At 64.4% G+C, this 25554-nt stretch carries 25 protein-coding genes; 17 read left to right on the top strand and 8 right to left on the bottom strand.

Annotation, left to right across the window (positions count from 1 at the left end; all coding sequences use genetic code 11):
- Positions 1-30: 30 nt before the first annotated feature.
- Complete coding sequence (locus B9Z01_RS09690) at positions 31-1380, top strand: sigma-54-dependent transcriptional regulator (RefSeq protein WP_085482341.1); 1350 nt, start codon at positions 31-33, stop codon at positions 1378-1380.
- Positions 1381-1502: 122 nt separating this feature from the next.
- Here B9Z01_RS09690 and B9Z01_RS09685 read toward each other — a convergent pair whose 3' ends face one another.
- The gene (locus B9Z01_RS09685; RefSeq protein ID WP_085482339.1) at positions 1503-2030 is read right to left on the bottom strand and encodes a peroxiredoxin family protein; all 528 of its coding nucleotides are present in this window, start codon (positions 2028-2030) and stop codon (positions 1503-1505) included.
- 479 nt (positions 2031-2509) lie between these two features.
- Between B9Z01_RS09685 and B9Z01_RS09680 the strand changes: the two genes are divergently transcribed.
- Positions 2510-3040, top strand: a complete 531-nt coding sequence (locus tag B9Z01_RS09680) for a hypothetical protein (protein ID WP_085482337.1) — start codon at positions 2510-2512, stop codon at positions 3038-3040.
- A 331-nt stretch (positions 3041-3371) separates the two neighbouring features.
- Here the strand turns inward: B9Z01_RS09680 and B9Z01_RS09675 are convergent, their stop codons facing one another.
- Both B9Z01_RS09675 and B9Z01_RS09670 read right to left on the bottom strand, forming a co-directional pair.
- On the bottom strand, positions 3372-4979 hold the full coding sequence (locus B9Z01_RS09675; protein WP_085482335.1) for a YifB family Mg chelatase-like AAA ATPase: 1608 nt from the start codon (positions 4977-4979) through the stop codon (positions 3372-3374).
- 115 nt (positions 4980-5094) lie between these two features.
- Positions 5095-5349: an accessory factor UbiK family protein gene (locus tag B9Z01_RS09670; protein ID WP_085482333.1), complete on the bottom strand. Its 255-nt coding sequence runs from the start codon at positions 5347-5349 to the stop codon at positions 5095-5097.
- Between the two features lie 389 nt (positions 5350-5738).
- Here B9Z01_RS09670 and B9Z01_RS09665 point away from each other — a divergent pair, with 389 nt between their 5' ends.
- The 7 genes from B9Z01_RS09665 to ptsP all read left to right on the top strand — a co-directional run bounded on the left by B9Z01_RS09665 (position 5739) and on the right by ptsP (position 13745).
- Entirely contained in the window at positions 5739-6077 is a 339-nt protein-coding gene (locus B9Z01_RS09665; RefSeq protein ID WP_006048089.1) for a P-II family nitrogen regulator, read from the top strand.
- A gap of 40 nt (positions 6078-6117) precedes the next feature.
- Entirely contained in the window at positions 6118-7629 is a 1512-nt protein-coding gene (locus B9Z01_RS09660; RefSeq protein WP_085482331.1) for an ammonium transporter, read from the top strand.
- 488 nt (positions 7630-8117) lie between these two features.
- Positions 8118-9407 (top strand): glutamate--cysteine ligase, encoded by a 1290-nt coding sequence (gene gshA, locus B9Z01_RS09655; RefSeq protein WP_085482329.1) that lies wholly within the window; start codon positions 8118-8120, stop codon positions 9405-9407.
- Between the two features lie 96 nt (positions 9408-9503).
- Positions 9504-10460 carry a glutathione synthase gene (gene gshB, locus B9Z01_RS09650; protein ID WP_085482327.1) on the top strand — a complete coding sequence of 319 codons (957 nt, stop codon included), beginning with the start codon at positions 9504-9506 and terminating at the stop codon, positions 10458-10460.
- Between the two features lie 352 nt (positions 10461-10812).
- A complete protein-coding gene (locus tag B9Z01_RS09645; RefSeq protein ID WP_085482325.1) occupies positions 10813-11340 on the top strand; it encodes a PTS sugar transporter subunit IIA in 528 nt (175 codons plus the stop codon).
- Positions 11341-11431: 91 nt separating this feature from the next.
- Positions 11432-11701, top strand: coding sequence for an HPr family phosphocarrier protein (locus B9Z01_RS09640; protein WP_085482323.1), 270 nt, complete (start codon positions 11432-11434; stop codon positions 11699-11701).
- A gap of 298 nt (positions 11702-11999) precedes the next feature.
- Positions 12000-13745: a phosphoenolpyruvate--protein phosphotransferase gene (gene ptsP, locus B9Z01_RS09635; RefSeq protein ID WP_085482321.1), complete on the top strand. Its 1746-nt coding sequence runs from the start codon at positions 12000-12002 to the stop codon at positions 13743-13745.
- Positions 13746-13844: 99 nt separating this feature from the next.
- Here ptsP and B9Z01_RS09630 read toward each other — a convergent pair whose 3' ends face one another.
- The 3 genes from B9Z01_RS09630 to gpmA all read right to left on the bottom strand — a co-directional run bounded on the left by B9Z01_RS09630 (position 13845) and on the right by gpmA (position 17527).
- A complete protein-coding gene (locus B9Z01_RS09630; protein WP_085482319.1) occupies positions 13845-14603 on the bottom strand; it encodes a HesA/MoeB/ThiF family protein in 759 nt (252 codons plus the stop codon).
- A 226-nt stretch (positions 14604-14829) separates the two neighbouring features.
- The gene (locus tag B9Z01_RS09625) at positions 14830-16407 is read right to left on the bottom strand and encodes a S41 family peptidase (protein ID WP_085482317.1); all 1578 of its coding nucleotides are present in this window, start codon (positions 16405-16407) and stop codon (positions 14830-14832) included.
- Positions 16408-16780: 373 nt separating this feature from the next.
- Positions 16781-17527, bottom strand: coding sequence for a 2,3-diphosphoglycerate-dependent phosphoglycerate mutase (gene gpmA, locus B9Z01_RS09620; RefSeq protein ID WP_085482315.1), 747 nt, complete (start codon positions 17525-17527; stop codon positions 16781-16783).
- Positions 17528-17664: 137 nt separating this feature from the next.
- Between gpmA and B9Z01_RS09615 the strand changes: the two genes are divergently transcribed.
- The 5 genes from B9Z01_RS09615 to B9Z01_RS09595 all read left to right on the top strand — a co-directional run bounded on the left by B9Z01_RS09615 (position 17665) and on the right by B9Z01_RS09595 (position 20577).
- Positions 17665-18090 (top strand): rhodanese-like domain-containing protein, encoded by a 426-nt coding sequence (locus tag B9Z01_RS09615; protein WP_085482313.1) that lies wholly within the window; start codon positions 17665-17667, stop codon positions 18088-18090.
- A complete protein-coding gene (gene grxC, locus B9Z01_RS09610) occupies positions 18087-18347 on the top strand; it encodes a glutaredoxin 3 (RefSeq protein WP_013088272.1) in 261 nt (86 codons plus the stop codon). Before B9Z01_RS09615 ends, grxC begins: the two co-directional genes overlap by 4 nt.
- Positions 18348-18497: 150 nt before the next feature.
- Positions 18498-18971: a protein-export chaperone SecB gene (secB, locus tag B9Z01_RS09605; protein ID WP_085482311.1), complete on the top strand. Its 474-nt coding sequence runs from the start codon at positions 18498-18500 to the stop codon at positions 18969-18971.
- 22 nt (positions 18972-18993) lie between these two features.
- The gene (locus tag B9Z01_RS09600) at positions 18994-19992 is read left to right on the top strand and encodes an NAD(P)H-dependent glycerol-3-phosphate dehydrogenase (RefSeq protein WP_085482309.1); all 999 of its coding nucleotides are present in this window, start codon (positions 18994-18996) and stop codon (positions 19990-19992) included.
- A gap of 24 nt (positions 19993-20016) precedes the next feature.
- On the top strand, positions 20017-20577 hold the full coding sequence (locus B9Z01_RS09595; RefSeq protein WP_085482307.1) for an O-acetyl-ADP-ribose deacetylase: 561 nt from the start codon (positions 20017-20019) through the stop codon (positions 20575-20577).
- Here B9Z01_RS09595 and trmL read toward each other — a convergent pair.
- Positions 20550-21020, bottom strand: a complete 471-nt coding sequence (trmL, locus tag B9Z01_RS09590) for a tRNA (uridine(34)/cytosine(34)/5-carboxymethylaminomethyluridine(34)-2'-O)-methyltransferase TrmL (RefSeq protein ID WP_085482305.1) — start codon at positions 21018-21020, stop codon at positions 20550-20552. The two genes, B9Z01_RS09595 and trmL, sit on opposite strands and share 28 nt — an antisense overlap.
- A gap of 18 nt (positions 21021-21038) precedes the next feature.
- Positions 21039-21824, bottom strand: coding sequence for a ComF family protein (locus B9Z01_RS09585; protein WP_085482303.1), 786 nt, complete (start codon positions 21822-21824; stop codon positions 21039-21041).
- 83 nt (positions 21825-21907) lie between these two features.
- Here B9Z01_RS09585 and B9Z01_RS09580 point away from each other — a divergent pair, with 83 nt between their 5' ends.
- From B9Z01_RS09580 to coxB, 3 genes are all read left to right on the top strand, one after another.
- Positions 21908-22873, top strand: a complete 966-nt coding sequence (locus B9Z01_RS09580) for a methyltransferase domain-containing protein (protein ID WP_085482301.1) — start codon at positions 21908-21910, stop codon at positions 22871-22873.
- A 505-nt stretch (positions 22874-23378) separates the two neighbouring features.
- Entirely contained in the window at positions 23379-23855 is a 477-nt protein-coding gene (locus B9Z01_RS09575; RefSeq protein WP_085482299.1) for a DUF2244 domain-containing protein, read from the top strand.
- A gap of 68 nt (positions 23856-23923) precedes the next feature.
- Positions 23924-25528, top strand: coding sequence for a cytochrome c oxidase subunit II (coxB, locus tag B9Z01_RS09570; protein WP_085482297.1), 1605 nt, complete (start codon positions 23924-23926; stop codon positions 25526-25528).
- The last annotated feature ends 26 nt before the right edge of the window (positions 25529-25554 follow it).

Raw genomic sequence — 25554 nt, 5'->3', positions numbered from 1 at the left:
ATCACACGGAAGAATCACACGGAACACGCAATGAACGACGGCCTGCAAGTGCTGTACATCGAAGACGACGAGCTGGTGCGGCGCGCAAGCGTGCAGAGCCTGCAACTGGCGGGCTTCGACGTGATCGGTCATGCGTCGGTCGAGGCGGCGGCGAAGCTGATCGGCGCGGACTTTTCGGGCGTGATCGTCAGCGATATCCGCCTGCCCGGCGCAAGCGGGCTCGATCTGCTCGCGCAGTGCCACGAGCGCGCGCCCGATGTGCCGGTGATCCTGGTTACCGGTCACGGCGATATCTCGATGGCCGTGCAGGCGATGCGCGACGGCGCGTATGACTTCATCGAAAAGCCCTTCGCGTCCGAGCGCCTGATCGAAACTGTGCGGCGCGCGCTCGAGCGCCGCAAGCTCGTGCTCGAAAATCTCGCGCTGCGCCGCGAACTGGCCGGACAGAACACGGTGGCGCCGCGCATCATCGGCCGCAGCCCCGCGATCGAGCAGGTGCGGCGGCTCATTGCCAACGTCGCGCCGACCGACGCGTCCGTGCTCATCAACGGCGATACCGGCGCGGGCAAGGAACTGATCGCGCGCAGCCTGCACGAATTGTCGCCGCGGCGCGACAAGCCGTTCATCGCGGTGAACTGCGGCGCGCTGCCCGAGCCGATGTTCGAGTCGGAGATGTTCGGCTACGAACCGGGTGCATTCACCGGCGCGGCGAAACGCCGCATCGGCAAGCTCGAACATGCGTCGGGCGGCACGCTGTTTCTCGACGAGATCGAGAGCATGCCGCTCGCGTTGCAGGTCAAGCTGCTGCGCGTGCTGCAGGACGGCGTGCTCGGGCGGCTCGGCTCGAATCAGCCGATTCGCGTCAATTGCCGTGTGGTGGCGGCGGCCAAAGGCGATATGGCCGAGCATGTCGCGGACGGTTCGTTCCGGCGCGATCTGCTGTACCGGCTCAACGTGGTGACGATCGCGCTGCCGCCGCTCGGCGAGCGTCGCGAGGACATCGTGCCGCTGTTCGAGCATTTCCTGCTCGACGCTGCGGTGCGCTATCAACGCCCCGCGCCGATCCTCACCGACCGCCAGCGCACGAACCTGATGCAGCGCGACTGGCCGGGCAACGTGCGGGAGTTGCGCAATGCCGCCGACCGCTTCGTGCTCGGTATCGCCGACGAACCGGTGCTGTCCTTCGCCGACGAGGACGCGGCCGCACAGCCGCTCAAGGAGCGCGTCGAGCAGTTCGAGCGGGCGATGATCGCCGAGGCGCTGGAGCAGGCGGGCGGCGTGGTCGCGGTGGCGGCGGACAGGTTGCAGCTCGGCAAGGCCACGCTCTACGAGAAGATCAAGCGGTATGGCCTCGCGGCCAAGGGGGAAGGGGAGCGATGACGCGGGCTGAAAATGAAACGCCGGCCGCGTAAGGCGGCCGGCGTTTCGGTTGGATTGGGTTTAGGTTTAGCGCGGTTTCTCGACGTGCCGGGCCTGATGGCCCGAGGCCGTTTCGGCAGGCGTCAGGTCTTCAGCGCCTTTTCCAGCAACTGGTCGAGTTCCGCGAACTGCGGCTCACCGACGTAGCGCTTCAGGATTTTGCCGTCTTTGTCGATCACGAAGGTGGTCGGCGTGAGCTGCACGTTGCCGAACTGCTTCGCGGCCGAGCCGTCGTCCATCGCGACCTTGAACGGCAACTGGCGCGTTTCCGTGTAGTTGGTGACGTACATCGGTGCGTCGTAGTTCATTGCCACCGCGACGAATTCGAGACCCTGGCCCTTGAAGCGGTTATAGGTCTGGACCATTTGCGGCATTTCCTTCATGCAGGTGTCGCAGTTCGTTGCCCAGAAGTTGACGAGATAGACCTTGCCCTTGAGGTCGGCGGTCGAGAGCTTCTTGCCCGAGAGCAGCGTGAAGGTCGCATCGGGCACGCGCTGCTGGCCGGCGAAAGCGAAGTAACCGGCGACGGCGAGCGCGATAGCCACGACCGCCGCGATGATGTAGCGAAGCGGGCTCGCGCGCCGGGCGGCGGCGGAAGAATTGGAACTCATGAACGGAACCTCGTGAGTCGCGCGGACGCGCGGAACAATGGGTCGGTTTGGGTGTTAGGGCCGGTGCTGAATAGCCCGAGTATTGTAGCCCCATTGGTGCTATTGTGCCGGCGCGGCAGCGCGGCGGGATATGGGGCCGGCAATGGATCAGCGGATAATAGGGCTTTACGCTCCTGTAAGCCTGATCTCCCGACCTCATGCTCCGAACTGCTTTTTGCGTCCCGCGTTTCCTTGCCCGCGTTTCGTCCCGTCTTTCCTTGGTGAGCCGCTTGTCAGCCCTGGTGCGAGTCCTGTCGCGGGCTCCAGTGCCGGCCCGCTTGTTGGCCCATTTGTTGGCCCATTTGCCGGCTCATTTGTCAGCCCGCTTGTTAGCTTGCTTGCCAGCCCATTCGTCAGCCCATTTACCAGCCCGACTCCAACACCGCAGCCAGCCAGCCGGTTCCCGCAGCGCTTCCGCACACCTGCCGCGCGTGCGAGCCATGCTCGGCACGACGGCTGCCGCGCTCCTGCTCGGCACGGCGCTGAGCGCCTGCTCGCCGACTTTCGACTGGCGCACTGTCATGAACAACGACAACGGCTACACCGTCGACTTTCCGGCCAAGCCGGGCAATGACGCGCGCGCGGTGCAGATCAACGGCACGCCGATGCAAATGGCGATGCAGACGGCCGAAGCCGGCAATGCGGTTTTCGCGGTCGGCACCGTGATGCTGCCGGACGACAGTGACGCCACGCAGCGCGCCGCGCTCGACTTCCTGCGCGCAGGTCTGGCCCGTAACGTGGGCGCCGCGCCCGATGCGCACGCGGTGCAAATTCCGCTTGCCGCAGGCGGTCACACACCGGGTCTCGAAATGAAGGTGACCGGCGAGGCGGGTGCCCAGCACGAGACGCGCATCGTCTATGCGCGGCTGGTCGCGCATGGGCGGCATGTCTACCAAGCGGCGATCATCGCCGATCAACCTCTGCCCCAGGATCAGATCGATCAATTTTTTTCGTCGTTCCAGCTCTATTGAGCGCTGGTATTTTGGGCGGCATGCGCCCGGAAGAGTGTTCCGGGCAGTGAAAGTTCCTCTGCAAGTTTGTGAGCTAATACACGGTTTACGTTGAGGTTTTTCCGTTATTCACCGTGCCTGTGGATAACTCTGTTGAGAACTGGGCCTCATTTGCCGCAAAAGCCCTTCCGGTGGGCATTCCGTCAGAATGCTGTAATACAGTGTCCTTTAAAAAATTCAATGAAATCAAGGGCTTTGGGATTGCTGTTTCAGCGCGCTTCTGAGTTGTTTCAAAGTATGTCAAAACCGCGAAGATGTGCATAAGTCAAGTCTTGACAGTGCATTTTTCTCCTCATAGCGAACCCAAAGCCCTGCGGTATTGGATCGCTTCGGCGATCTGCGCGGCGCTCGGCATCGCCGCGCCCGCGAGGTCGGCAATGGTTCGCGCGACCTTCAGCACGCGGTAGTAAGCACGCGCTGACCAGCCGAAGCGCTCGCCCGCTTCGCGCAGCAATGCTTCGCCCGCTGCGTCGGGGCGGCACACCTCGTCCACTTCCCGTCCGTCCAGTTCCCGGTTGGTCTTGCCCTGGCGCAGCAACTGCCGTTCGCGCGCGGTGCTCACCCGCCGCGCAATGGCAGCGCTCGCTTCGCCGGCGGTGGCCGCGCGGGCTGCGAGTTCGGCGGCCGTCAGCGCCGGCATTTCGAGCTGGATGTCGATGCGGTCGAGCAGCGGCCCCGAGAGCTTGCGCAGATAGCGAGCCGCGATTTCCGGCGTGCAGCGGCAGTGCCCGCCCGGGTCGCCGCGCCATCCGCACGGGCAGGGGTTCATCGCGGCGATCAATTGGCACGCGGCCGGGAAATCGGCCTGCACTGCGGCGCGCGAGATCGTGATGCGACCTGCTTCGAGCGGCTCGCGCAGCGTTTCGAGCACGACGCGATCGAATTCGGGCAATTCATCGAGAAAGAGCACCCCTAGGTGAGCCAATGTGATCTCGCCGGGCTGGGGCGGGTTGCGGCCGCCGACCAGCGCCGCCGCGCTCGACGAATGATGCGGCGCGCGAAAGGGCCGCTGCCGCCACTGCGACGGCGTGAAGCCGATCCGGCTCGCGGACAGCAACGCGGCGGAGGTGAGCGCCTCGTCGTCGGTCATCGGCGGCAGCAGCCCCGGCAGGCGTGCGGCGAGCATCGACTTGCCGGCGCCGGGCGGACCGATCAGCAGCACGTGATGGCCGCCGGCCGCCGCTACTTCCAGCGCCCGACGCGCGGCGCGCTGGCCGATCACATCGGCCATGTCGGGAGCGTTGACGGCGGTTTGCATGCCGGGTTCGGGCGCCGCGACCGGGCGCAGGTGCGCTTCGGGTACGCCGGCGAGGTGCGCGCACAGCGACGGCAGATCGGCGGCGCCATAAACGTCGACGCCAGGCACGAGCGCCGCTTCGGCCGCGCTCGCGGCCGGCAGGTAAAGCTGTGGAGTACGCAAGGGCGGCTGGGCTGGCGTCTCGCCGGCAACCGGGAATGGCGGCGCGGAAGAAGACATATCGGTACCGCCACCGGCAGCCATGCCGCCGCGCGCGGTCCCGCACGCCATCGCGAACGCGCCGCGCATCGGCCGCAGCGCGCCGGTCAACGACAGCTCGCCGGCAAACTCGCGGTAGAGCAGCGATTCCGCGGGAATCTGCCCGCTCGCGGCGAGAATGCCGAGCGCGATCGGCAGATCGAAGCGGCCGGACTCTTTTGGCAGATCGGCGGGCGCGAGGTTGACAGTGATGCGCCGCACGGGGAAGTCGAAGTCGCAGTTCTGCAGCGCCGCGCGCACGCGCTCGCGGCTTTCACGCACTTCCAGATCGGGAAGGCCGACGATCGAAAACGACGGTAATCCGTTTGCGAGATGAACCTCGACGGTTACTTCGGGCGCGCGGCCAGCGGCCGGCGCGCGACTGCGCACCACGGCAAGCGACATGTTTTCTCCCGTCGGACCGCGCCATTGGCGCGGATTTCCTGAAACGCTGATGACGTCACGGCCCGCTTGCCGGTGATGTGCAGCTTGGCGCAGCGCGAACGCCGCGCGCGGAGGGTTACGGCGTTTGGGTGACGGGCAGCTTCTGCTCCAGCTCGGCGACGCGGCGCTCCAGTTCTTCGAGGCGCGCGCGGGTGCGCACGAGGACCTGGGTCTGCGTATCGAATTCCTCGCGCGTGACGAGATCGAGCTTCGAGAAGCCTTGCGACAGCATGGCCTTGACGTTGCGCTCGACGTCCTTGGCCGGCGAGTTCTTGAACAGATCGCTCACGCGTGCCTGGAAGTCGTTGAAAACGTCGTTCGGTTGTTTCATGGTGTTCCCCTTGGTGCACAAAAAATGTGCATGTTTCGTAACGTCTGTGCCCCGTTGCGGCGAATGGGCTGTCTTGGTGCGCGCCACCTCGCCTCTCGCGGCCGCGTGAGCGCCTTTGGTGCGCGCCGTCGCGTTCAGAACCTTCGAACACTCTAGCAACGATCCCTACGCCGCGCCACCCGCGCACCGCGCCGCTGGCCGTTCGGACAAGGCCGTCCGGGCGCCTTGCGCCATGCGTGCGGAGCGCAGTTTGACACGACATGGCATGCGAGTTGCTGTTACTGCCCCGCGCGCACTGCCGGCGCCTTTTACCGGTAGTGCAAGAGACCACGGTTTACGGGTACGCAGCGGTTAGCAACGCGATCAGCAACGAACTAGCGAGGGATTTCATGAAGCTCATTACCGCAATCATCAAGCCGTTCAAGCTCGATGAAGCGCGCGAAGCCTTGTCGGCGATCGGCGTGTCGGGCATCACGGTGACGGAAGTCAAAGGCTTCGGGCGGCAGAAGGGCCACACGGAGCTGTATCGGGGTGCTGAATATGTCGTCGATTTTCTGCCGAAGGTGAAGATCGAAGCGGCGGTGTCGGACGACATCGTCGATCAGGCGATCGAGGCGCTCGAGCGCGCCGCGCGCACCGGCAAGATCGGCGACGGCAAGATTTTCGTCACGCCGATCGAGCAGGTGATCCGCATCCGCACCGGCGAGACCGGCGCCGATGCGCTGTAAAGGGAAAGCGACACAGATAAGCGACAAGAGGAAAACCAAGATGCGCAAACTATTGATGTCCCTGCTGATGGCCGGCTCGCTGCTCGCGGGTGGTATCGGCGCCGCTCTCGCGGACGATGCGTCCGCGCCCGCTGCCGCCTCGGCTCCCGATGCGACGGCGAGCGCGCCGGCGCCGGACGCTTCGGCCGCGGCTGCTGCACCTGCTGCTTCGGCGCCCGCCGCCGACGCATCCGCTGCACCGGCCGCAAGCGCACCGGCTGCCGCCGACGCTTCAGCCGCCGCGGCCGCCGCCGCACCGGCTGCACCGACCGCGCCGTTCTCGGTCGATTCCTCGAAGATCAATTCCGGCGACACCGCCTGGATGCTGACCTCCACCGCGCTCGTGCTGTTCATGACGATCCCGGGTCTCGCGCTCTTCTACGGCGGCATGGTCCGCAAGAAGAACGTGCTCGCGACGCTGATGCAAAGCTTCGCGATCACGTGTCTCGTGACGATCGTCTGGACCGTGGTCGGCTACAGCATTGCGTTCACGCCGGGCGGCTCGTTCATCGGCGGCTTCTCGCGCGTGTTCATGACGGGCATGAGCTACGTGAAGGGCGACAAGGCCACGACGCTGACCGTGAGCCACCTCGCGCCGACGATTCCCGAAACGGTCTACTTCGTCTATCAGATGACGTTCGCGATCATCACGCCCGCGCTGATTACCGGTGCGTTCGCCGACCGCATGAAGTTCTCGGCGATGCTCGTGTTCATGACGCTGTGGTCGATCATCGTCTACTCGCCGATCGCGCACATGGTGTGGGAGCCGACCGGCTGGCTCGCTAGCGCGGGCATCCTCGACTTCGCGGGCGGCACGGTGGTGCACATCAACGCGGGTATCGCGGGTCTCGTCTGCTGTCTCGTGCTCGGCAAGCGGGTCGGCTACGGCCGCGAAGCGATGGCGCCGCACAACCTCACGCTCACGCTGATCGGTGGTGCGATGCTGTGGGTCGGCTGGTTCGGCTTCAACGCGGGTTCGGCGGTGGCGGCGGACGGCCGCGCCGGTTTCGCGATGTTCGCGACGCAAGTGGCGACCGCTGCGGCGGCGCTCGCGTGGATGTTCGCCGAATGGGCGGCCAAGGGTAAGCCGTCGGTGCTCGGCATCGTGTCGGGCGCGGTGGCGGGGCTGGTGGCGATCACGCCGGCTTCGGGCTTCGTCGGCACGCTCGGCGCGCTCGTGATCGGCATTGTCGCCGGCGTGGTCTGCTTCTGGTCGGCGACGTGGCTCAAGCACAAGCTCGGCTACGACGATTCGCTCGACGCGTTCGGCGTGCACTGCATCGGCGGCATCGTCGGTGCGCTGCTGACCGGCGTGTTCGCGGTCAAGGACATCGGCGGCGCGGACGGCAGCGTGATCCTGCAGGCCAAGGGCGTGCTGACGACGCTCATCTACAGCGGCGTGGTGAGCTTCGTCCTGCTGAAGGTGATCGACATGGTGATGGGCATCCGCGTGACGGAAGAGCAGGAGCGCGAAGGCCTCGACGTGAGCCTGCACGGCGAACACGTCGAATAACGGATCGAAGTCGCCATGCCTTTGCGCGAGCCTGCGCTCCTAGGCTCGCCGAAGGACGAATCAAGGTTACGGATCAAGGTACAGATCAAGCGCAGCGATTTTGCCCGCCTTCATGGCGGGCTTTTTCTTGCTGATTCGTTGAGTGACGGCGTGAGGAACGGTATGAAGGAATGCGCGGAACGACGGTGTTGAAGACGATGGATGCGGCAGGGACGCCGCCTGAAATGACAGGAAAATGGCTGACGGATGAGCTGGAAGTGACTGCTGGCTTATCGGGACATCCGCCGGAAATTTCCTGAAAAGCGCTTGGGAATCATCCGGGATCGCCAGGAAATCCCCCGAAAACACTCGCTTGGAAACGGCCCATTGCCGGGCCTATTATCGTGATAGGGAGAATGAATTCGAGTTTGCTTGCGAATGGAGAAACCGTCCCCAAATAGGCAAAGCATTTGCTCTACAATCTTTTTTCTCCAGTCTGCGAGTGATCAATGGTTCCCCACCTAGTTACGGCGTTAAACGGCCCGCTGCTCGATCTCGAGCGGAAGATCCTCGACGCCACGCCCGCTATCGAACGCTGGTTCCGGCTCGAATGGCAGGAGCACACGCCGCCGTTCTACTGTTCGGTCGATCTGCGTAACGCGGGCTTCAAGCTCGCGCCGGTCGACACCAATCTGTTTCCCGGCGCATTCAACAATCTGCCGCAGGAAGTGCTGCCGCTCGCGGTGCAGGCCGCGATGGCGTCGATCGAAAAAATCTGCCCGGACGCGAAGAATCTGCTCGTGATTCCGGAGCGCCACACGCGCAACGCGTTCTACCTCGAAAACGTGGCCCGGCTCGCGTCGATCATGCGCCAGGCCGGTTTGAACGTGCGTTTCGGCACGCTCGACGAAACCATCAACGGTCCCGTCACGATCGCGTTGTCCGACGGGCAGAAGCTCGTGCTCGAACCGCTCGAGCGTTCGCCGCGGCGTCTCGGCCTGAAGAACTTCGACCCGTGCTCGATCCTGCTCAACAACGACCTCTCGGGCGGCATTCCGCCCGTGCTCGAAAATCTGCACGAGCAGTATCTGCTGCCGCCGCTGCATGCGGGCTGGGCCGTTCGTCGCAAGTCGATGCATTTCTCCTGCTATGACGACGTCGCGAAGAAGTTCGCGAAGATCGTCGAGATCGATCCGTGGATGATCAATCCGTACTTCGCACACGTCGAAGGCGTCGATTTCCAGGAGCGCACGGGCGAGGAAGCGCTCGCCGAGGCGATCGACGGCGTGCTCAAGAAGATCGCCCGCAAGTACCGCGAGTACGGCATTTCCGAGAAGCCGTATGTCGTCATCAAGTCCGATGCGGGCACTTACGGCATGGGCGTGATGACCGTGCACGACGCGTCGGAAGTGGCCGCGCTCACGAAGCGTGAACGCGCCCGCATGGCGGCCACCAAAGACGGCCTCGAAGTGCACGACGTGATCGTGCAGGAAGGCGTCTACACGTTCGAGCGCATCGGCGAGGAAGTCGCCGAGCCGGTCGTCTACATGATCGACCGCTATGTGGTGGGCGGCTTCTACCGTGTGCATGGCAGCCGCGAGCGCGATCAGAATCTGAACGCGCCGGGCATGCACTTCGTGCCGCTCGGCTTCGAGCATACGGCACTGCCCGATGCGCACGCGAAGCCCGGCGCGGCGCCGCCGAACCGCTTCTACATGTACGGCGTGGTCGCGCGGCTCGGGCTGCTCGCCGCATCGGTCGAACTCGAAAAGACCGATCCGGAAGCGATCCAGGTCTAAGCCGGCCCTCGATGGCGGCATGCGTGCCGCCATCGCCGTCTCCAAAGACTATATTTACGATCAATGCCAAGCCCGTCAGGGCGCACCGGGACCTTCATGGACATTCTTTTCATCGCCGATCCGCTCAGCCATTTCAAGATCTACAAAGACACGACCTACGCGATGATGGCCGAAGCGGCGCGCCGCGGTCACACGGTGTACACCTGCGAGCCCAAGCATCTGGCGTGGACGGGCGACGACGTCGAAGCGAACGTGCAGCGTATCGAGATCACCGGCGACACCGCCGATCTGCACCGTGACGTCTGGTTCGCCGCCGACCCCGCCGCGCCGCGCGCGCTCAAGGGCTTCGACGCGGTCGTGATGCGCAAGGACCCGCCGTTCGACATGGAATACGTGACGTCCACGTGGCTGCTCGAAATCGCCGAGCGTAACGGCGCGCGCATCTTCAACAAGCCACAGGCGATTCGCGATCATTCGGAAAAGCTCGCCATCGGCGAATTCGCACAGTTCGTCGCGCCCACGCTCGTCACGAGCGACGCCGCGCGCCTGCGCGCGTTCCACGAGCAGCATGGCGACGTGATCCTGAAGCCGCTCGACGGCATGGGCGGCATGGGCGTGTTCCGCGTGAAGGCGGATGGCATGAACCTCGGCTCGATCATCGAAATGCTGAGCCACGACGGCGCGCGCTCGGTGATGGCGCAGAAATTCATCCCCGAGATCAAGGACGGCGACAAGCGCATCCTGCTGATCGGTGGGGAAGCGGTGCCGTATTCGCTCGCGCGTATTCCTCAGGGTAATGAGGTGCGCGGCAACCTCGCGGCGGGCGGCCTGGGCGTCGCGCAGCCGCTTACCGCGCACGATAGCAGGATCGCCGACACGCTCGCGCCGGTGCTCGCCTCGCGCGGCTTGCTGCTCGTGGGTCTCGATGCGATCGGCGACTGGCTCACCGAGGTCAACGTGACGAGCCCGACGTGCTTCCGCGAGATCATGGATCAAACCGGTTTCGACGTGGCCGGGATGTTCATCGACGCGCTGGAGCGCGCGGCGAACTGACGCAGCCGCCTTGAATGGCCGGCAGCGCCCCCAACCTGTGTAGTAAATCCGCATCAGGCACGCTACGCGGTTTGGCGTGAAAATGAGCCTGTTACAATGCCCGCTCTCCCGCGCGAGGCCGCATTCCGTCGTATCCGGCAGTATGGCCGGTTGCCATGGGTGCCGCCGGCGCGGCTCGCGGACTACGAACGGGCAGTGCTCCCGCCGGCGCCGGCATGAATGTCATGCGCCGCGAGCCGCTCGCTGGATGATGCGTTCCCGCCCTCTCGACCCACGGCCGGTCGGAGGCGCTGACGAACCGGGCTTTGTCCCGGTCCATGGTTCGGGGCCGTTCTTTTGCAGTAAGGCTGACATGGCAGGCATTCTGATCATTGCGCACGCTCCATTCGCCACCGCGTTGCGCGATTGCATTTCTCACATCTATGGCGGTTTGCCGGCGCGCATCGGCGTGATCGACGTGTCGCCGGATTGCGATCCCGCGCAAGTGGTGGCGTTTGCGAATTCGGAAATCGCGCGCCTCAAGGAAGAAAACGGCGCGCTCGTGCTCACGGACATGTTCGGCGCGACGCCGGCGAATATCGCGGGCCGGCTCGCCACGGTGCCGGACGTGCGCGTGTTGTGCGGCGTCAATCTGCCGATGTTGGTGCGCGCGGTCTGTTATCGCGCGACGCCGCTCGACACGCTCGCCGACAAGGCGCTCGCCGGCGCAACCAAGGGTATCCATGCGATCGGGCCCGCTACGCCGGCGCCTGCCGCGCCGCCTGCCGCGTCGGGTGATTGCCTGCCGGCCTTGCCGCCCACCGCGGCGTCCGGCGACTGTGTTTCAGCGTTGCCGCCCGACGCCGATCTGACGCACAAGGCGGGTTCGGCAGGCTTATAGGTGAGGGCGTTGCCCAAGGCTTCGAACGCATTGCAACTGGTTTGCCGTTTCACTTTTCACCCTCTCATTTACCCGCGCTTCGGATCATCACATGCTGCAACAGGAAACGACTATCGTGAACAAGCTGGGGCTGCACGCGCGCGCGTCGGCCAAGTTGACGCAACTCGCGGGCAACTATCAGGCGGAAATCTGGATGAGCCGTAATGGCCGCCGTATCAACGCGAAAAGCATCATGGGCGTGATGATGCTGGCTGCGGGCATCGGCAGTACGGTGCTGATCGAAACAGAAGGCGCTGACGAAAAGGACGCGATGGACGCGTTGCTGAAACTGATTGCCGATAAATTCGGCGAGGGCCAATAACCCGGCACATTCTGAGATCGATAGACAAGAAAACGCTGCGGCTAGTCCGCAGCGTTTTTTTTTCGCCGCTGCCACTGCCACGTTAATAACGAAAAGGCGAGCGGGTTAATCAGAGTGAAAGGGCGCGTAAGCGATACGGGGTTTTCGGGGCTATACGTTACTCCCGATTACGATAATTCGTGCTGCGCTGCACACACCCCTGGCATACTTCAAAGAGGCGCGGAATTTATAATGCCCAGTACAGTCTGAGAGCATTGCAGCGGTTTGCCGCGGCATCACACAACTAGAGGAGGTGCGCGTGTCGTTCACGCTGCATGGAATTCCCGTGTCACGCGGTATCGCCATCGGGCGGGCCTATCTGATCGCCCCGGCTGCACTCGACGTAGACCACTATCTGATCGAGCCCGCCCAGATCGAAGGGGAGGTCGAGCGTTTTCGCGCGGCCCAGCAACGCGTTCATGGAGAGCTCGACGCGCTGCGTGCCGATCTCGCCGCCGACGCGCCTAGCGAAATGGGCGCCTTCATCAACGTTCATAGCATGATCCTGAACGATGCAATGCTCGTTCAGGAAACCATCGACCTGATCCGCACGCGCCGCTACAACGTGGAATGGGCGCTGACCGAACAGCTCGAGCGCCTGTCGCGCCATTTCGACGATATCGAAGACGAATACCTGCGCGAGCGCAAAGCCGACATCGAGCAGGTCGTCGAGCGCGTGCTGAAGGCGCTCGCGGGTGCGTCCAACCTCGCCGATGGCGTACATGGCGCGTGCAGCGAGATGATCGTGGTCGCGCACGACATCGCGCCGGCCGACATGATGCAGTTCAAGACGCAGACGTTCCAGGGCTTCGTCACCGATCTCGGCGGGCGCACTTCGCACACCGCGATCGTCGCGCGCAGCCTCGGCATTCCGGCCGCGGTCGGCGTGCAGCATGCGAGTGCGCTGATCCGCCAGGACGACCTCATCATCGTGGACGGCGATCATGGCATCGTGATCGTCGATCCCGCGCCGATCGTGCTCGAGGAATACTCGTACCGTCAAAGCGAAAAGGAGCTGGAGCAGCGCAAACTGCAGCGGCTCAAATTCTCGCCGACGCAAACCTTGTGCGGCACCCACATCGAACTGTGCGCGAACATCGAATTGCCGGAAGACGCGCGCGCGGCGGTCAATTCGGGCGCGACCGGTGTGGGCCTGTTCCGCACCGAGTTCCTGTTCATGAATCACAAGGACCGGATGCCGGAAGAGGAGGAGCAGTTCAGCGCGTATCGCCGCGCGGTCGAGCTGATGAACGGCTTGCCGGTCACGATCCGTACGATCGACGTCGGCGCCGACAAGCCGCTCGATTCGATGAGCGGCGGCGACGGCTACGAAAGCGCGGCGAATCCCGCGCTCGGGTTGCGGGCGATTCGCTGGAGTCTGTCGGAGCCGCAAATGTTCCTCACGCAGTTGCGCGCGATCCTGCGTGCGTCGGCGTTCGGCAGGGTGAAGATTCTGATTCCGATGCTCGCGCACGCACAGGAAATTGACCAGACGCTCGATCTGATCCGCGAAGCCAAGCGTCAGCTCGACGACGCAGGCATCGCCTACGATCCGAACGTGCAGGTCGGCGCGATGATCGAGATTCCGGCTGCCGCGATCGCGTTGCCGCTATTTTTGAAGCGGCTCGATTTCCTGTCGATCGGCACCAACGATCTGATCCAGTACACGCTCGCCATCGATCGCGCGGACAATGCGGTCGCGCATCTGTACGATCCGCTGCATCCGGCCGTGCTGCATCTGATCGCGTTCACGCTGCGCGAGGCGAAGCGCGCGGGCGTGCCGGTGTCGGTGTGCGGCGAGATGGCGGGCGACCCGGCGTTGACGCGTCTGTTGCTCGGCATGGGTCTCACCGAATTTTCGATGCATCCGAGCCAGTTGCTCGAAGTGAAGCAGGAGGTCCTGCGCTCGCACTTGAAGACGCTGGAGAAGCCGGTGGCCGACGTGCTCGCTTCGTTCGAACCGGAAGAGGTGCAGGCCGCGCTCAAGCGGGTCGCATTGGCCTGAAATGCCGCATTGATTGACGTTCGTCGAATACAAAACGCCGCACATGTGCGGCGTTTTTCTGTTCTGCACGTTGCCAACGCCTTGCGGCGCGAGCGGGTATCAAGCTCGATGCGCTTGCCCGCACACCGGGCAATCCGGCTGACGCGCGATGCGCATCGTGTTCCATTCCATCCGCAGCGAATCGAGCATCGAGAGGCGCCCCACGAGTGGCGTGCCGATTGCACCGATCACCTTGAGCGCTTCGGCGGCCTGCATCGAACCGATGATGCCGACCGTTGGCGCGAACACGCCCATCGTCGAGCACGCGACTTCCTCGAATGGCTGGTCTTCGGGGAACACGCACGCGTAGCAGGGGGATGCATCGTCGCGGAAATCGAAGGTGCTGATCTGGCCATCGAAGCGCAGCGCCGCGCCCGACACGAGCGGCACGCGATGTTTGACGCACGCGCGGTTGATCGCGTGACGCGTCGCGAAGTTGTCGGTGCAATCGAGCACGACCGTCGCGTGCGGCACCTCGCGGTCGAGCCACGCATCGTCGACGTGTTCGGCCACGGTGTTCACGACGACCTCGGGGTTGATCTGCGCGAGCATATCGCGCCCGGAGTCCACTTTCTTTCGCCCCACCGATGCGCTCACGTGCAGGATCTGCCGTTGCAGATTGGTGAGGTCGACCGTGTCCGCATCGACGAGCGTCAGACGGCCGACACCCGCAGCCGCGAGGTACAGCGCCGCCGGCGAACCAAGCCCGCCCGCGCCGACGATGATCGCGTGGGCGTCGATAAAACGCTGCTGCGCCTCGATGCCGATTTCGTCGACGAGAATATGGCGGGAGTAGCGGAGAAGTTGATCGTCATTCATGGCGAGGGCGCGTGAGTGTGTCGCTGTGTCGCGCAGAGGGAGGCAGACCGGTGGTCCGCGGCGCGTATTCGTGGTTGTTATTTTAATCGCGCGGGGAGAGGGCTTGTTGCGGCTTCCTGTGACGCGTACCGGTTGAGGTGCCGTCAGTCGAGCCGCGCCTTTCTCGGGAAGCTGCGCGCGTGTCTTCGCAGCACGATTCGCTGCGAAGACACGCGCGCTTGACTGCTTACTTGCCTTGCGTGGCCGGAGCCGAGGCCGGTGCCGGACCCGACGCGCCCGGCACCGGTTGCGTCGGCTTCACCGCGACCGGCGCGGAGGCCGACGTGGCCGGCTTGTCCTGCGCGAGACGGCGCTCCATCAGCGACTTCGATTCCTGAACCGGCTTGCCCTCGAGCTTGTCGAGCGCCTGTTGCATCATGAAGTCGTCGTTCGAGCCGAATTCCACCGGCTTGCGGTCACGATCCTTCTGGCGCTGTTCCGGCGTCTTCTTGTCGTTCTGCTCTTCGAGCTGACGCAGTTGTTCCATGCGCTCCTGCTCGCGCTGCTCCGCTTCCTTCTTCTCGTTCGGATCCTGCGTGTTCGCCAGGTGATTCGAGTAGTCGACTTCGCGGGTCACGAGCGCGTCGTCCGGATCGCCGTCCGCGTACTGGTCGACCGGGATGTCGGGGCGGATACCCTTGTTCTGGATCGAACGGCCGCTCGGCGTGTAGTAGTACGCGGTGGTCAGGCGCAGCGCGGTGTCAGCCGTCATGGGCCGCACGGTTTGCACCGAACCCTTGCCGAACGTGGTCTTGCCGAGGATCAGCGCGCGGTGCTGGTCCTGCAGCGCGCCCGCGACGATTTCCGACGCCGACGCAGAGTACGCGTTGGTCAGCACGATCATCGGCACGGTCTTGAAGATGGCCGGGACGTCTTTGAGCGGATCGCTGTCGAAGGATTGCAGGCGGTAGTTGTCGTACGTGTCGCGGTAGATCTGCTTCGAATCCGGGATCTGGCCGTTGGTGGACACCACCACCGAATCCGGCGGCAGGAACGCGCCGGCCACGCCGACCGCGCTTTGCAGCAGACCGCCGCCGTTGTTGCGCAGATCGAGGATGAGGCCCTTCAGGTTCGGCTCCTGGCGCGCGAGGTCTTGCAGCTTGGCGGCGAGATCAGGCGTGGTGCGTTCCTGGAAGCTCGTAATGCGGACATACGCGAATCCCGGCGCAATGATCTTGCCCTTGACCGACTGCACCTTGATGATCGCGCGCGTAACCGTGAGCGGGAACGTGCGGTCGTCGGTCTTGCGGAAGATCGTGAGCGTGACCTTGGTGCCCGGGTCGCCGCGCATCTGCTTGACCGCCTGGTCGAGCGTCATGCCGCGCACGGGCTTGTCGTTGATGCGCGTAATCAGGTCGCCCGGACGGATGCCGGCGCGAAACGCGGGTGTGTCTTCGATCGGCGAGATCACCTTGATCAGGCCGTCTTCGGACGAAATCTCGATGCCGAGGCCCGCGAAGCGGCCCTTGGTCTGCTCCTGCAGCTCCTGGTAATCGGTCTTGTCGAGATACGACGAGTGCGGGTCGAGGCTCGACACCATGCCCTTGATCGCGGCGGTGAGGAGCTTTTTGTCGTCGACCGGTTCGACGTATTCGTGCTTGATCTGCCCGAACACTTCGGCAAAGAGCCTGAGCTGGTCTAGCGGCAGGGGTGCGACTGCGGCGCTCGCGGGTTGCTCGGCCGAGGCGGAGAATTGCAGGGTGGCAAGGACACCGGTAGCCAGGCCCGCGGCAATCAGGCCGATATTTTTCAGGTTCTTTCGCATATGGAGTCTGTTGCGGGTCGGAAGCGCGTGGCAGCGTCGATAAAGATTGGACGGACAAGTATAACTGCACACCCGCCTGCTCAGGGCGCGGTGCAGGCAATCGTGATTCGACAGTACGGGAAGGCCCTGGTTCGCGAGATCCGGCTCGCGGATGGCGAAGTCGTGCGCAGTCACATTCGACGGCCTGCCGCGGCCGCCTGCCGTAACGCCGCCACGAGCCCGGTGCAAGGCCAACCCAGCACCACCAACTGCAAGGCCAGCCCGGCACGGCCCGCGACTCCGGCCACGACTCGCAAAACAGTATTTCCTGCCGGACCTCCTCGGCTCCGTGCGGCCTCGCGCGTTGTCGGGCGGGGCCGTACGGTCGGCGCGATCAGCCCGCCTTGCCCTGGCTCGCGACCGCGGCTTGCGCCTTCGCGATCGCTTCCTGGTCTCCGAGATAGTAGTGCTTGATCGGCTTCAGGTTCTCGTCGAGTTCATAAACGAGCGGCACGCCGTTCGGAATGTTGAGGCCGACGATGTCGTTGTCCGAGATGTTGTCGAGATACTTGACGAGCGCGCGGATCGAGTTGCCGTGCGCGGCGATCAGGATGCTGCGGCCCGATTTGATGGCCGGCGCGATCGACTCGTTCCACAGCGGCAGAACGCGCGCGACCGTATCTTTCAGGCACTCGGTGAGCGGCAGCTGTTCGCGCGGCACCTTGGCGTAACGCGGGTCGGCGTACGGCGCGCGCTCGTCGGTCGGCTCCAGCGCGGGCGGCGGCGTGTCGTAGCTGCGGCGCCAGACGAGCACCTGCTCGTCGCCGAACTTCGCGGCGGTTTCCGCCTTGTTCAGGCCCGACAGCGCGCCGTAGTGGCGCTCGTTCAGGCGCCACGAATGCACGACCGGCAGGTACATCAGGTCCATCTTGTCCTGCACGTGCCACAGCGTGCGGATTGCGCGCTTGAGCACCGACGTGTACGCAATGTCGAACGTGTAGCCCGATTCCTTCAGCAGCACGCCCGCCTGCTGTGCTTCACGGTTGCCCTGCTCGGTGAGGTCGACGTCGACCCAGCCGGTGAAGCGGTTTTCCTTGTTCCACGTCGATTCGCCGTGGCGGATGAGAACGAGTTTGTACATGAGAATTGCCGGTCGGTAGTGAGGAAGCGGTGAGGCGCTGAGCGGCGCATCCAGGGGAGCGCCGCCATCGCGTCAAACGGTTATTTTATAATGGCTGGATTGCCCTTTCCGATTTCTCTCTTTCCGGCGGATTTTCAGTGAAGTTCTTCACCGATTACATAAACCTTGTACTGATCGCAGTCGTCCTCATCTCCGGTGGGTTGCTTCTGTGGCCGACCATCAGCCGGCGCGGGCGCGGCGGCCTCTCGGCTGCCGAAGCCACCCAGCTGATCAACCGGCGCAACGCGGCGGTCATCGATCTGCGGCCGTCCGCCGATTACGCCAAAGGGCATCTGCCTTCGGCACGGCACTTCGAACTCGCGGAATTGCAGACGAAAGTCGCGCAACTCGCGAAGAACAAGAGCAACCCGGTGCTGCTGGTGTGTCAAACCGGCCAGCAGTCGAACAAGGCAGCGCGTATCGTGCAGGAAGCGGGATACGCGGAAGTCCATGTTCTCGAAGGCGGTGTCGACGCCTGGCAGAAAGCCGGCATGCCGGTTGTGAAACAAGGAGCGGTTAAGTGAACAAAGTGATCATGTACAGCACCCAGGTGTGCCCGTATTGCCAGATGGCCGAACGTCTTTTAAAGTCGCGCGGCGTCGAGCACGTCGAGAAGGTACTGATCGACAAGGACCCGGCCCGTCGTGAGGAGATGATGACCCGCACCGGTCGTCGCACGGTGCCGCAGGTGTTCATCGGCGAGACGCATGTGGGCGGCTATGATGACCTGTCAGCGCTCGATCGCGCGGGCGGTCTGACGCCGCTGCTCGAAGCAGCCTGAGTTCGCGCGTCCCGCGTCGCGCGAGCGGGCGGACGACTCGACAAGCCGGCGCATGCACGCCCCCTCAGGGGCGCGCTCCGTCGCAACAATCTGGCGGTCCATGCCTGCATGGGCTGCCGCTATGCATACCTATCAGGGAATCACACAATCATGTCCGACGAGAATAACCAGCCGTTCTTCAACATCCAGCGCATCTACCTGAAGGACATGTCGCTCGAGCAGCCGAATTCGCCGGCTATCTTCCTCGAACAGGAAATGCCGGCGGTCGAAGTTGAAGTCGACGTGAAGGCCGAGCGCCTCGCGGAGACCGTGTTCGAAATCCTCGTGACGGGCACGGTCACGGCCAAGGTGTCGGACAAGGTCGCGTTCCTGATCGAAGCCAAGCAGGCCGGCATTTTCGACATTCGCAACATTCCCGCCGAGCAGATCGATCCGCTCGTCGGCATTGCATGCCCGACCATCCTGTTCCCGTACCTGCGCTCGAACATCGCCGACGCGATCACCCGCGCGGGCTTCCCGCCGATCCACCTCGCCGAGATCAACTTCCAGGCCCTGTACGAGCAGCGTCTCGCGCAACTGGGCGCGGCTCAGCAAGGCGCGGCGCAAAACGGCGTCACGCATTAACGCGCCGCACGCAGCGCCGGCTATGAAAGTTGCCGTTCTCGGCGCCGGCGCATGGGGCACCGCCCTCGCCGGCCATCTGGCCTCGAGGCACGACACGGTGTTGTGGGCGCGCGAGTCCGCGCTCATCGCCGAGCTTTCCACTGCGCACGAAAACGCCCGCTATCTGGCGGGCGTCGCGTTGCCGCCGACGCTTCGCTATGAAGCGGACCTCGGCGCGGCGCTCGATCACGCGCTCGCCGACCACGCCCTGTGCGTTGTCGCGACGCCGGTCGCCGGCCTGCGCGGTCTCCTGCGCACGATGCGCGACGCGGGCAAGGTGCCGGCGCATGTCGTGTGGTTGTGCAAGGGTTTCGAAGCCGACTCGCAGTTGCTGCCGCATCAGGTCGTCGCGGCCGAACTGCCGGATCATGCGAGCAACGGCGTACTGTCCGGGCCGAGCTTCGCGCGCGAAGTCGGGCAGGGCCTGCCGGTCGCGCTGACCATCGCGAGCGCGTCGGCGGCGTGCCGCGAGCGCACGGTCGCGGCGTTCCATCACGACGCGATGCGCATCTATACCGGTGACGACGTCGTCGGTGTGGAAGTGGGTGGCGCGGTGAAAAACGTGCTCGCGATTGCCACCGGCATCGCCGATGGCCTCGGGCTCGGTCTCAACGCGCGCGCGGCGCTGGTCACGCGTGGGCTCGCCGAAATGTCGCGCCTCGGCGTGACCCTCGGCGGGCGTGCGGAAACGTTCACGGGTCTGACCGGTCTCGGCGATCTGATTCTGACCGCCACCGGCGATCTGTCGCGCAACCGCACGGTGGGTCTGCAACTCGCCGCGGGCCGCACGCTCGACGACATCCTCGGCGGCCTCGGTCACGTAGCCGAAGGCGTGCGTTGCGCGCAGGCCGTGCTTGCGATCGCGCGCGCTCACGCGATCGAGATGCCGATCACGCAGGCGGTCTGTGCCGTGCTGTTCGACGGCGTGGCGCCGCGTGATGCGGTCAGCGTGCTGCTGCGGCGCGATTCGAAGGCTGAATAGCAGGGCTGAATTCGCGAGGCTCCCATGCCCACATTCAATCTCAGTCACGCAGCGTGCTCGCTCGAAGCGCGCGTGGTCGACATCACGACGCTCGTGGTCGATGCGATCGTCAACGCGGCGAATACGTCATTGCTGGGCGGCGGCGGTGTGGATGGCGCGATTCATCGCGCGGCTGGCCGGGACCTGCTGCGCGAGTGCGAAACGCTCGGCGGTTGCGCGACCGGCGACGCGAAACTCACCCGCGGCTACCGCCTGCCCGCGAAGCACGTGATTCACGCAGTCGGCCCGGTATGGCGCGGCGGCGCGCATGGCGAAGCCGATCTGCTCGCGTCGTGCTATCGGCGTTCGCTCGAAATCGCGCACGACGCGCATTGCAGGAGCATTGCGTTTCCGGCCATCAGTTGCGGCATCTACCGTTTCCCCGCCGACGACGCCGTGCGCATCGCAATCGCCGCCGTGCTCGACACCTTGCCGCGCGCGCCGCGCATTGACCACGTGGTATTCGCCTGTTTCGACGGCGCGATGTTCGCGCGCTACGAAGCCGAACTCGAACGCCGTCAGGCGCCGCCCTCGAAGCCGGCCTGACGCCAGGCTTCGAACACGACGACCGCAACGGTGTTCGACAGATTCAGGCTGCGATTGCCGGGACGCATCGGCAGACGCACGCGCTGTTCGTTCGGGAAGTGTTCGAGCACCGTGTCCGGCAAGCCGCGCGTTTCGGCGCCGAACACGAACCAGTCGCCGGACTGGAAAACATGGTCGTGAAAGCGCCCCGAGCCGCGCGTCGTGAACGCGAACATGCGCGTGAGGTCTGGCGTTTCCTTCTCGATGAACGCATCCCAATCGGCGTGCACGTGCATTTGCGCGTACTCGTGATAGTCGAGTCCGGCGCGCCGCATTTTGGCGTCGTCGAGCGGAAAGCCGAGCGGCTCGATCAGATGGAGCCGCGCGCCGGTGTTCGCGCACAGGCGGATCACGTTGCCGGTGTTCGGCGGAATTTCTGGTTCTACGAGAACGACGTTGAACATAACTGGACCACGCGGAGACTAGTTTTTGGGGGTGCGCAGCGCGACGAAGTTCGTGACCCGCCGCGCGCCGGCGGCCTTCAGCGTGTGTGCGAGCGCTTCGAGCGTTGCGCCGCTCGTCATCACGTCGTCGACGATGCCGACATGCAGGCCGCGCACCGCATGCGCGACGCGAAACGCGCGGCTGACGTTCTGCCGGCGCGCTTCGAGATCGAGCCGCGACTGCGGTGTGGTGTCGAGCGTTCGCTGCAGCAGCGTGGCGTTGCTGCGCACGCCGAGTGCGCGTGCGAGCGGTTTGGCGATCTGCCAGGCCTGGTTGTAGCCGCGCGCGGCGAGACGGCGACCGGCGAGCGGCACCGGTGCGATCACGTCCGGGTAGTCGGCTTCATGCGATGAAGCGTCTTGCGCGAGCCGCGCGAGGCGTTGCGCGAATTCGCGCGCGAGCATCAACCGCGCGCGGAATTTGAGGCCCACTGCGAGCGTGTCGAGCGGCGCGCGGTAGTCGGCGAGCGCGAAGCTCGCGTCGAACGGCGGCGGCTCGGCCACGCAATCCGCGCAGCGATAGTGCGCACGAGAGGCCCATCGCGTGGCGGGCAATGGCACCGCGCATACGGTGCAGCGCAGGCGGCTTTCGTTCCAGTAGGCTGCGTCGCAACCGTGGCACAGCGTCGTATGCGACAAATTGCCGCATAACGCGCAAAGGTTCGGCAGCGCGGCGTGCAACGCATGCGGCCATGCCGAATGCAGGCCGCGCGTAAAACGCGCGACGTGATTGCGACAGGACGAAGAAAATGATTGAAATCGCACGGATGGGCGGTCGCGAAGGCCTTTCGCGCTGAATGCCGGAAAGCGAACGAGTATACTTCGGGCTCTACGCCAGCACGACACTCATGTCCCCAACATCCGCTCAATCTGGCCGTCCGGCCTATGATTCCCGGCGCCTCAGGCGTATTTTCGACCGCCGCGCCGCAACCTTCGACGAGGTGGCCTTCCTGCCGCGCGAGATCGCGCAGCGCATGAGAGAGCGTCTCGACTACATCAAGGTGGCGCCCGCGAGCGTGCTCGATGCCGGCTGCGGCGCGGGCGAAGACATCCCCGCTTTGCGCGAGCGCTTTCCCGAGGCGCCGGTGTTCGGCTGCGATCTGTCCCACGGCATGCTGAAGCGCGCGCTTCGTCACGATGCCGGCGATACGAGCTGGCGGCGGTTTTTGCCGGCCTCGCTCGGCAAGGCGCTCGGCGCGCGCGGTCCGCGTTTCGCGCAAGCCGACTTCTCCGCGCTGCCGTTCTCGGCCGGCGCATTCGAATTCATCTGGTCCAATCTCGCGTTGCATTGGCACTCGCGGCCCGATCTCGTCTTTCCCGAATGGCAGCGCGCACTCAAGGTGAACGGGCTGCTGATGTTCAGCACGCTCGGTCCTGATACGCTCAAGGAATTACGCGGCGCATATGCCGAAATCGAGGCGGCGCATGGCGTCACTTCGCGCAAGCACGTGATCGACTTCGTCGACATGCATGATCTCGGCGACATGCTCGTCGAGGCCGGTTTCGAGATTCCGGTGATGGACCAGGAGACGCTCACGATCACCTATAAGTCGCCCGAGTCGCTGCTCGCTGATGTGCGTCGCTGGGGCGCGTATCCGTTCGAGCGCGCGACAGTGCCGGGCGCTGTCGCGCGCAGAATGCACAAGGCCCTGCTGGCCGCGCTCGAAGCGCGCCGGCGCGCCGACGGCACGATCGCGCTGACCTTCGAGGTGATCTATGGGCACGCATGGAAGGCGGTGCCGCGCACCACGGCCGAGGGACATGGGATCGTGCGGATCGAGGACATCGGGCGCGGTCCGGGCAAGCATCGTTAGCGGATTGACGGCGTGTTGTCGGTATGTTGCCGGTATGTGCGGGCATGCGCCGCCGGCGTAGACAGGCCGGTTGTCGACGTGTCGTTAGCACGTTGCTGGAGTGTTGTCGACAGATGGTTTGGCGCAATTGCAATGGTGTTGTCGAAGCGGTAAAGAGGACATCTGTTATGCCTGGGATTTGCTCTCCGAAAGAGCCGCAAAACGCCGGGCAAAATGGCGCGAAGGCTTGTCGCGCCTGGCTTGAGGGCCAATCGGGGCTTGCTTGTGGATGCTATGGATCGCGCCTATAATGCGTCAGTTTGTCGCCCGGAGTTCCCACATCTGGCGCGGCAAGCCCAAGACGCAGAGCCGCGACATGGGGTGACGCGGTAGTGTTTGGAGCGGTCGCAAGTGGTGGCGGAAGTCATGCAAAGGCGCATGGCAAAAGCGGCGGCCGCAGGGGCATCCGGGCAGTAGAGGAAGTAGAAGAAGGCAGACCGGAAGCGACGATTCGCAGGAGGCAGCGATGGGCGCATCAGATCATCTGCTGGCGGATTCGGGCCCAGTTCTCAAGGACTGGACCATGAAGCGCAACTGTTCGATCTCGCCGCGGCAGTTCGTCTGTCTGTACGTGTCGCTTGCGTTGTTCTCGCTGGCAATTGCGTTCATGCTGGTTCTGGTCGGTGCCTGGCTGGTGTTGCCGTTCACTGGAATCGAATTGCTGGCGGTAGGCATCGCGTTTGCAATATATGCGCGTCATGCTGTCGATTACGAGCGCGTCCGGTTGTTTCCGAACCGGCTCGTGATCGAGCAGGTCAGCGCCGAGCAGATTACGCAGTTCGAATTCAATCCGCGCTGGGTGCGGATCGAGCCGGGCGCAACGCCGCGTGACCAGATCAAGCTGATCTCGCGCGGCCAGACGATCATGATCGGGCAACATCTCGCGCAGAATCGGCGCGCGCAGTTCGCAGGCGAGCTGCGTATGTGGCTGGCACGTTGTTAAGGTGGTGCCGGGCATGCGGCGTTCAAGGGGGCGCACGAGACACGCTGCCAGCGGGGTCGAGGGTTTGAATGGAAAATTTGGGTAAGGAAGCTATGAAAACAATCAAGCGAGCGCTCACGAGCGTGCTGGCGACAAGCGGACTGCTTTTCGCCGGCGCGGCCCTGGCAGTGGGCGATGCTCCCGGCGGCCCCGCCGTCAACGCGATCAATCTCCAGCCGCCTGCAACGAGAATCGCCGAGGAGCTGTTCAGCCTCCACATGTTCATGCTGGCTCTTTGCACGGTGATCTTCGTCGGCGTGTTCGGGGTGATGTTCTATTCGGTCTTTGCTCACCGCAAATCGAAAGGTCACAAGGCAGCCAATTTCCACGAAAGCACCACCGTCGAAATCATCTGGACGATCGTGCCGTTCGTCATCGTCGTGCTGATGGCGCTGCCCGCCACCAAGACCGTCGTCGCGATGAAGGACACCTCGAACGCCGACCTCACGATCAAGGTCACCGGCTACCAGTGGAAGTGGGGCTACGACTACGTGAAGGGTCCGGGCGAGGGCATCAACTTCCTGTCTACGCTCGCCACCCCACGTGCGCAGACCGACGGCCGCGAGCCGATCGGCACGCTTTATCTGCAGGAAGTCGACAACCCGCTCGTGGTGCCGGTCGACAAGAAAATCCGCATCATCACCACCGCGAACGACGTGGTCCACTCCTGGTACGTACCGGCCTTCGGCGTGAAGCAGGACGCGATTCCGGGCTTCGTGCGCGACACGTGGTTCAAGGCTAACCGCACCGGCACGTTCCGCGGCTTCTGTACCGAACTGTGCGGCAAGGAACACGCGTTCATGCCGGTCGTGGTCGAAGTGCTGTCCGCCGACGACTACGCGAAGTGGGTCGACGTGCAGAAGCAGAAAATGGCCGCCGGCCAGGACGACCCGAACAAGACCTACACGATGGCCGAGTTGATGGAGCGCGGCGCCAAGGTGTACACGGCGAACTGCGCGGTCTGCCACCAGCCGACCGGCAAGGGCGCGGGCGCATTCCCGGCGCTCGACGGCAGCAAGATCGCCAACGGTCCGATCGCCGAGCACGTGAGTCTCGTGCTCAAGGGCAAGAACGCGATGCCTTCGTGGGCGCCGACGTTGAACGACGTCGAAATCGCTTCGGTGATCACGTACGAACGTAACTCGTGGGGCAACCACACCGGCGACATTCTCCAGCCGAAGCAGGTGGCTGACGCGCGCAACGGCAAGCTGCCGGAAGGCGGCAATCATCTGGCCGGTGCCGCGGCGGGCGGCTCGGCTTCGGGCGCGGAAGCGACCTCGGCGCCGGCTGCGCCGGACAACGCGGCTGCCGCGTCGGCCACGCTGCCGGCGAGCGTCTACTTCGATACCGGCAAGAGCGCGCTGCCGGCCGACGCGAAAGCGGCGGTCGACGCGGCCGCGGCCTACGCGAAGGCGCATCCGGATGCGAAATTCACGCTGTCGGGCTTCACCGACGCCACCGGTTCAGCCGATCTCAACGCGAAGCTCGCGAAGGATCGCGCGGAAGCCGTGCGCGACGCACTGAAAGCAGCCGGCATTGCCGAAGATCATATTATTTTGAAGAAGCCGGAAACGATCACGGGCGGCACCGACGCGAAGGAAGCCCGGCGTGTTCAGATCAGCCCGGCGGCCTGACGTGTTCATGGTCAGCACCGCAGAAT

Origin of the sequence: Paraburkholderia susongensis (assembly GCF_900177725.1) — a bacterium.
Classification (GTDB): domain Bacteria; phylum Pseudomonadota; class Gammaproteobacteria; order Burkholderiales; family Burkholderiaceae; genus Paraburkholderia; species Paraburkholderia susongensis.
Note: the sequence above shows the minus strand (reverse complement) of the source record. Positions and strands in the feature narration are given on the sequence as shown.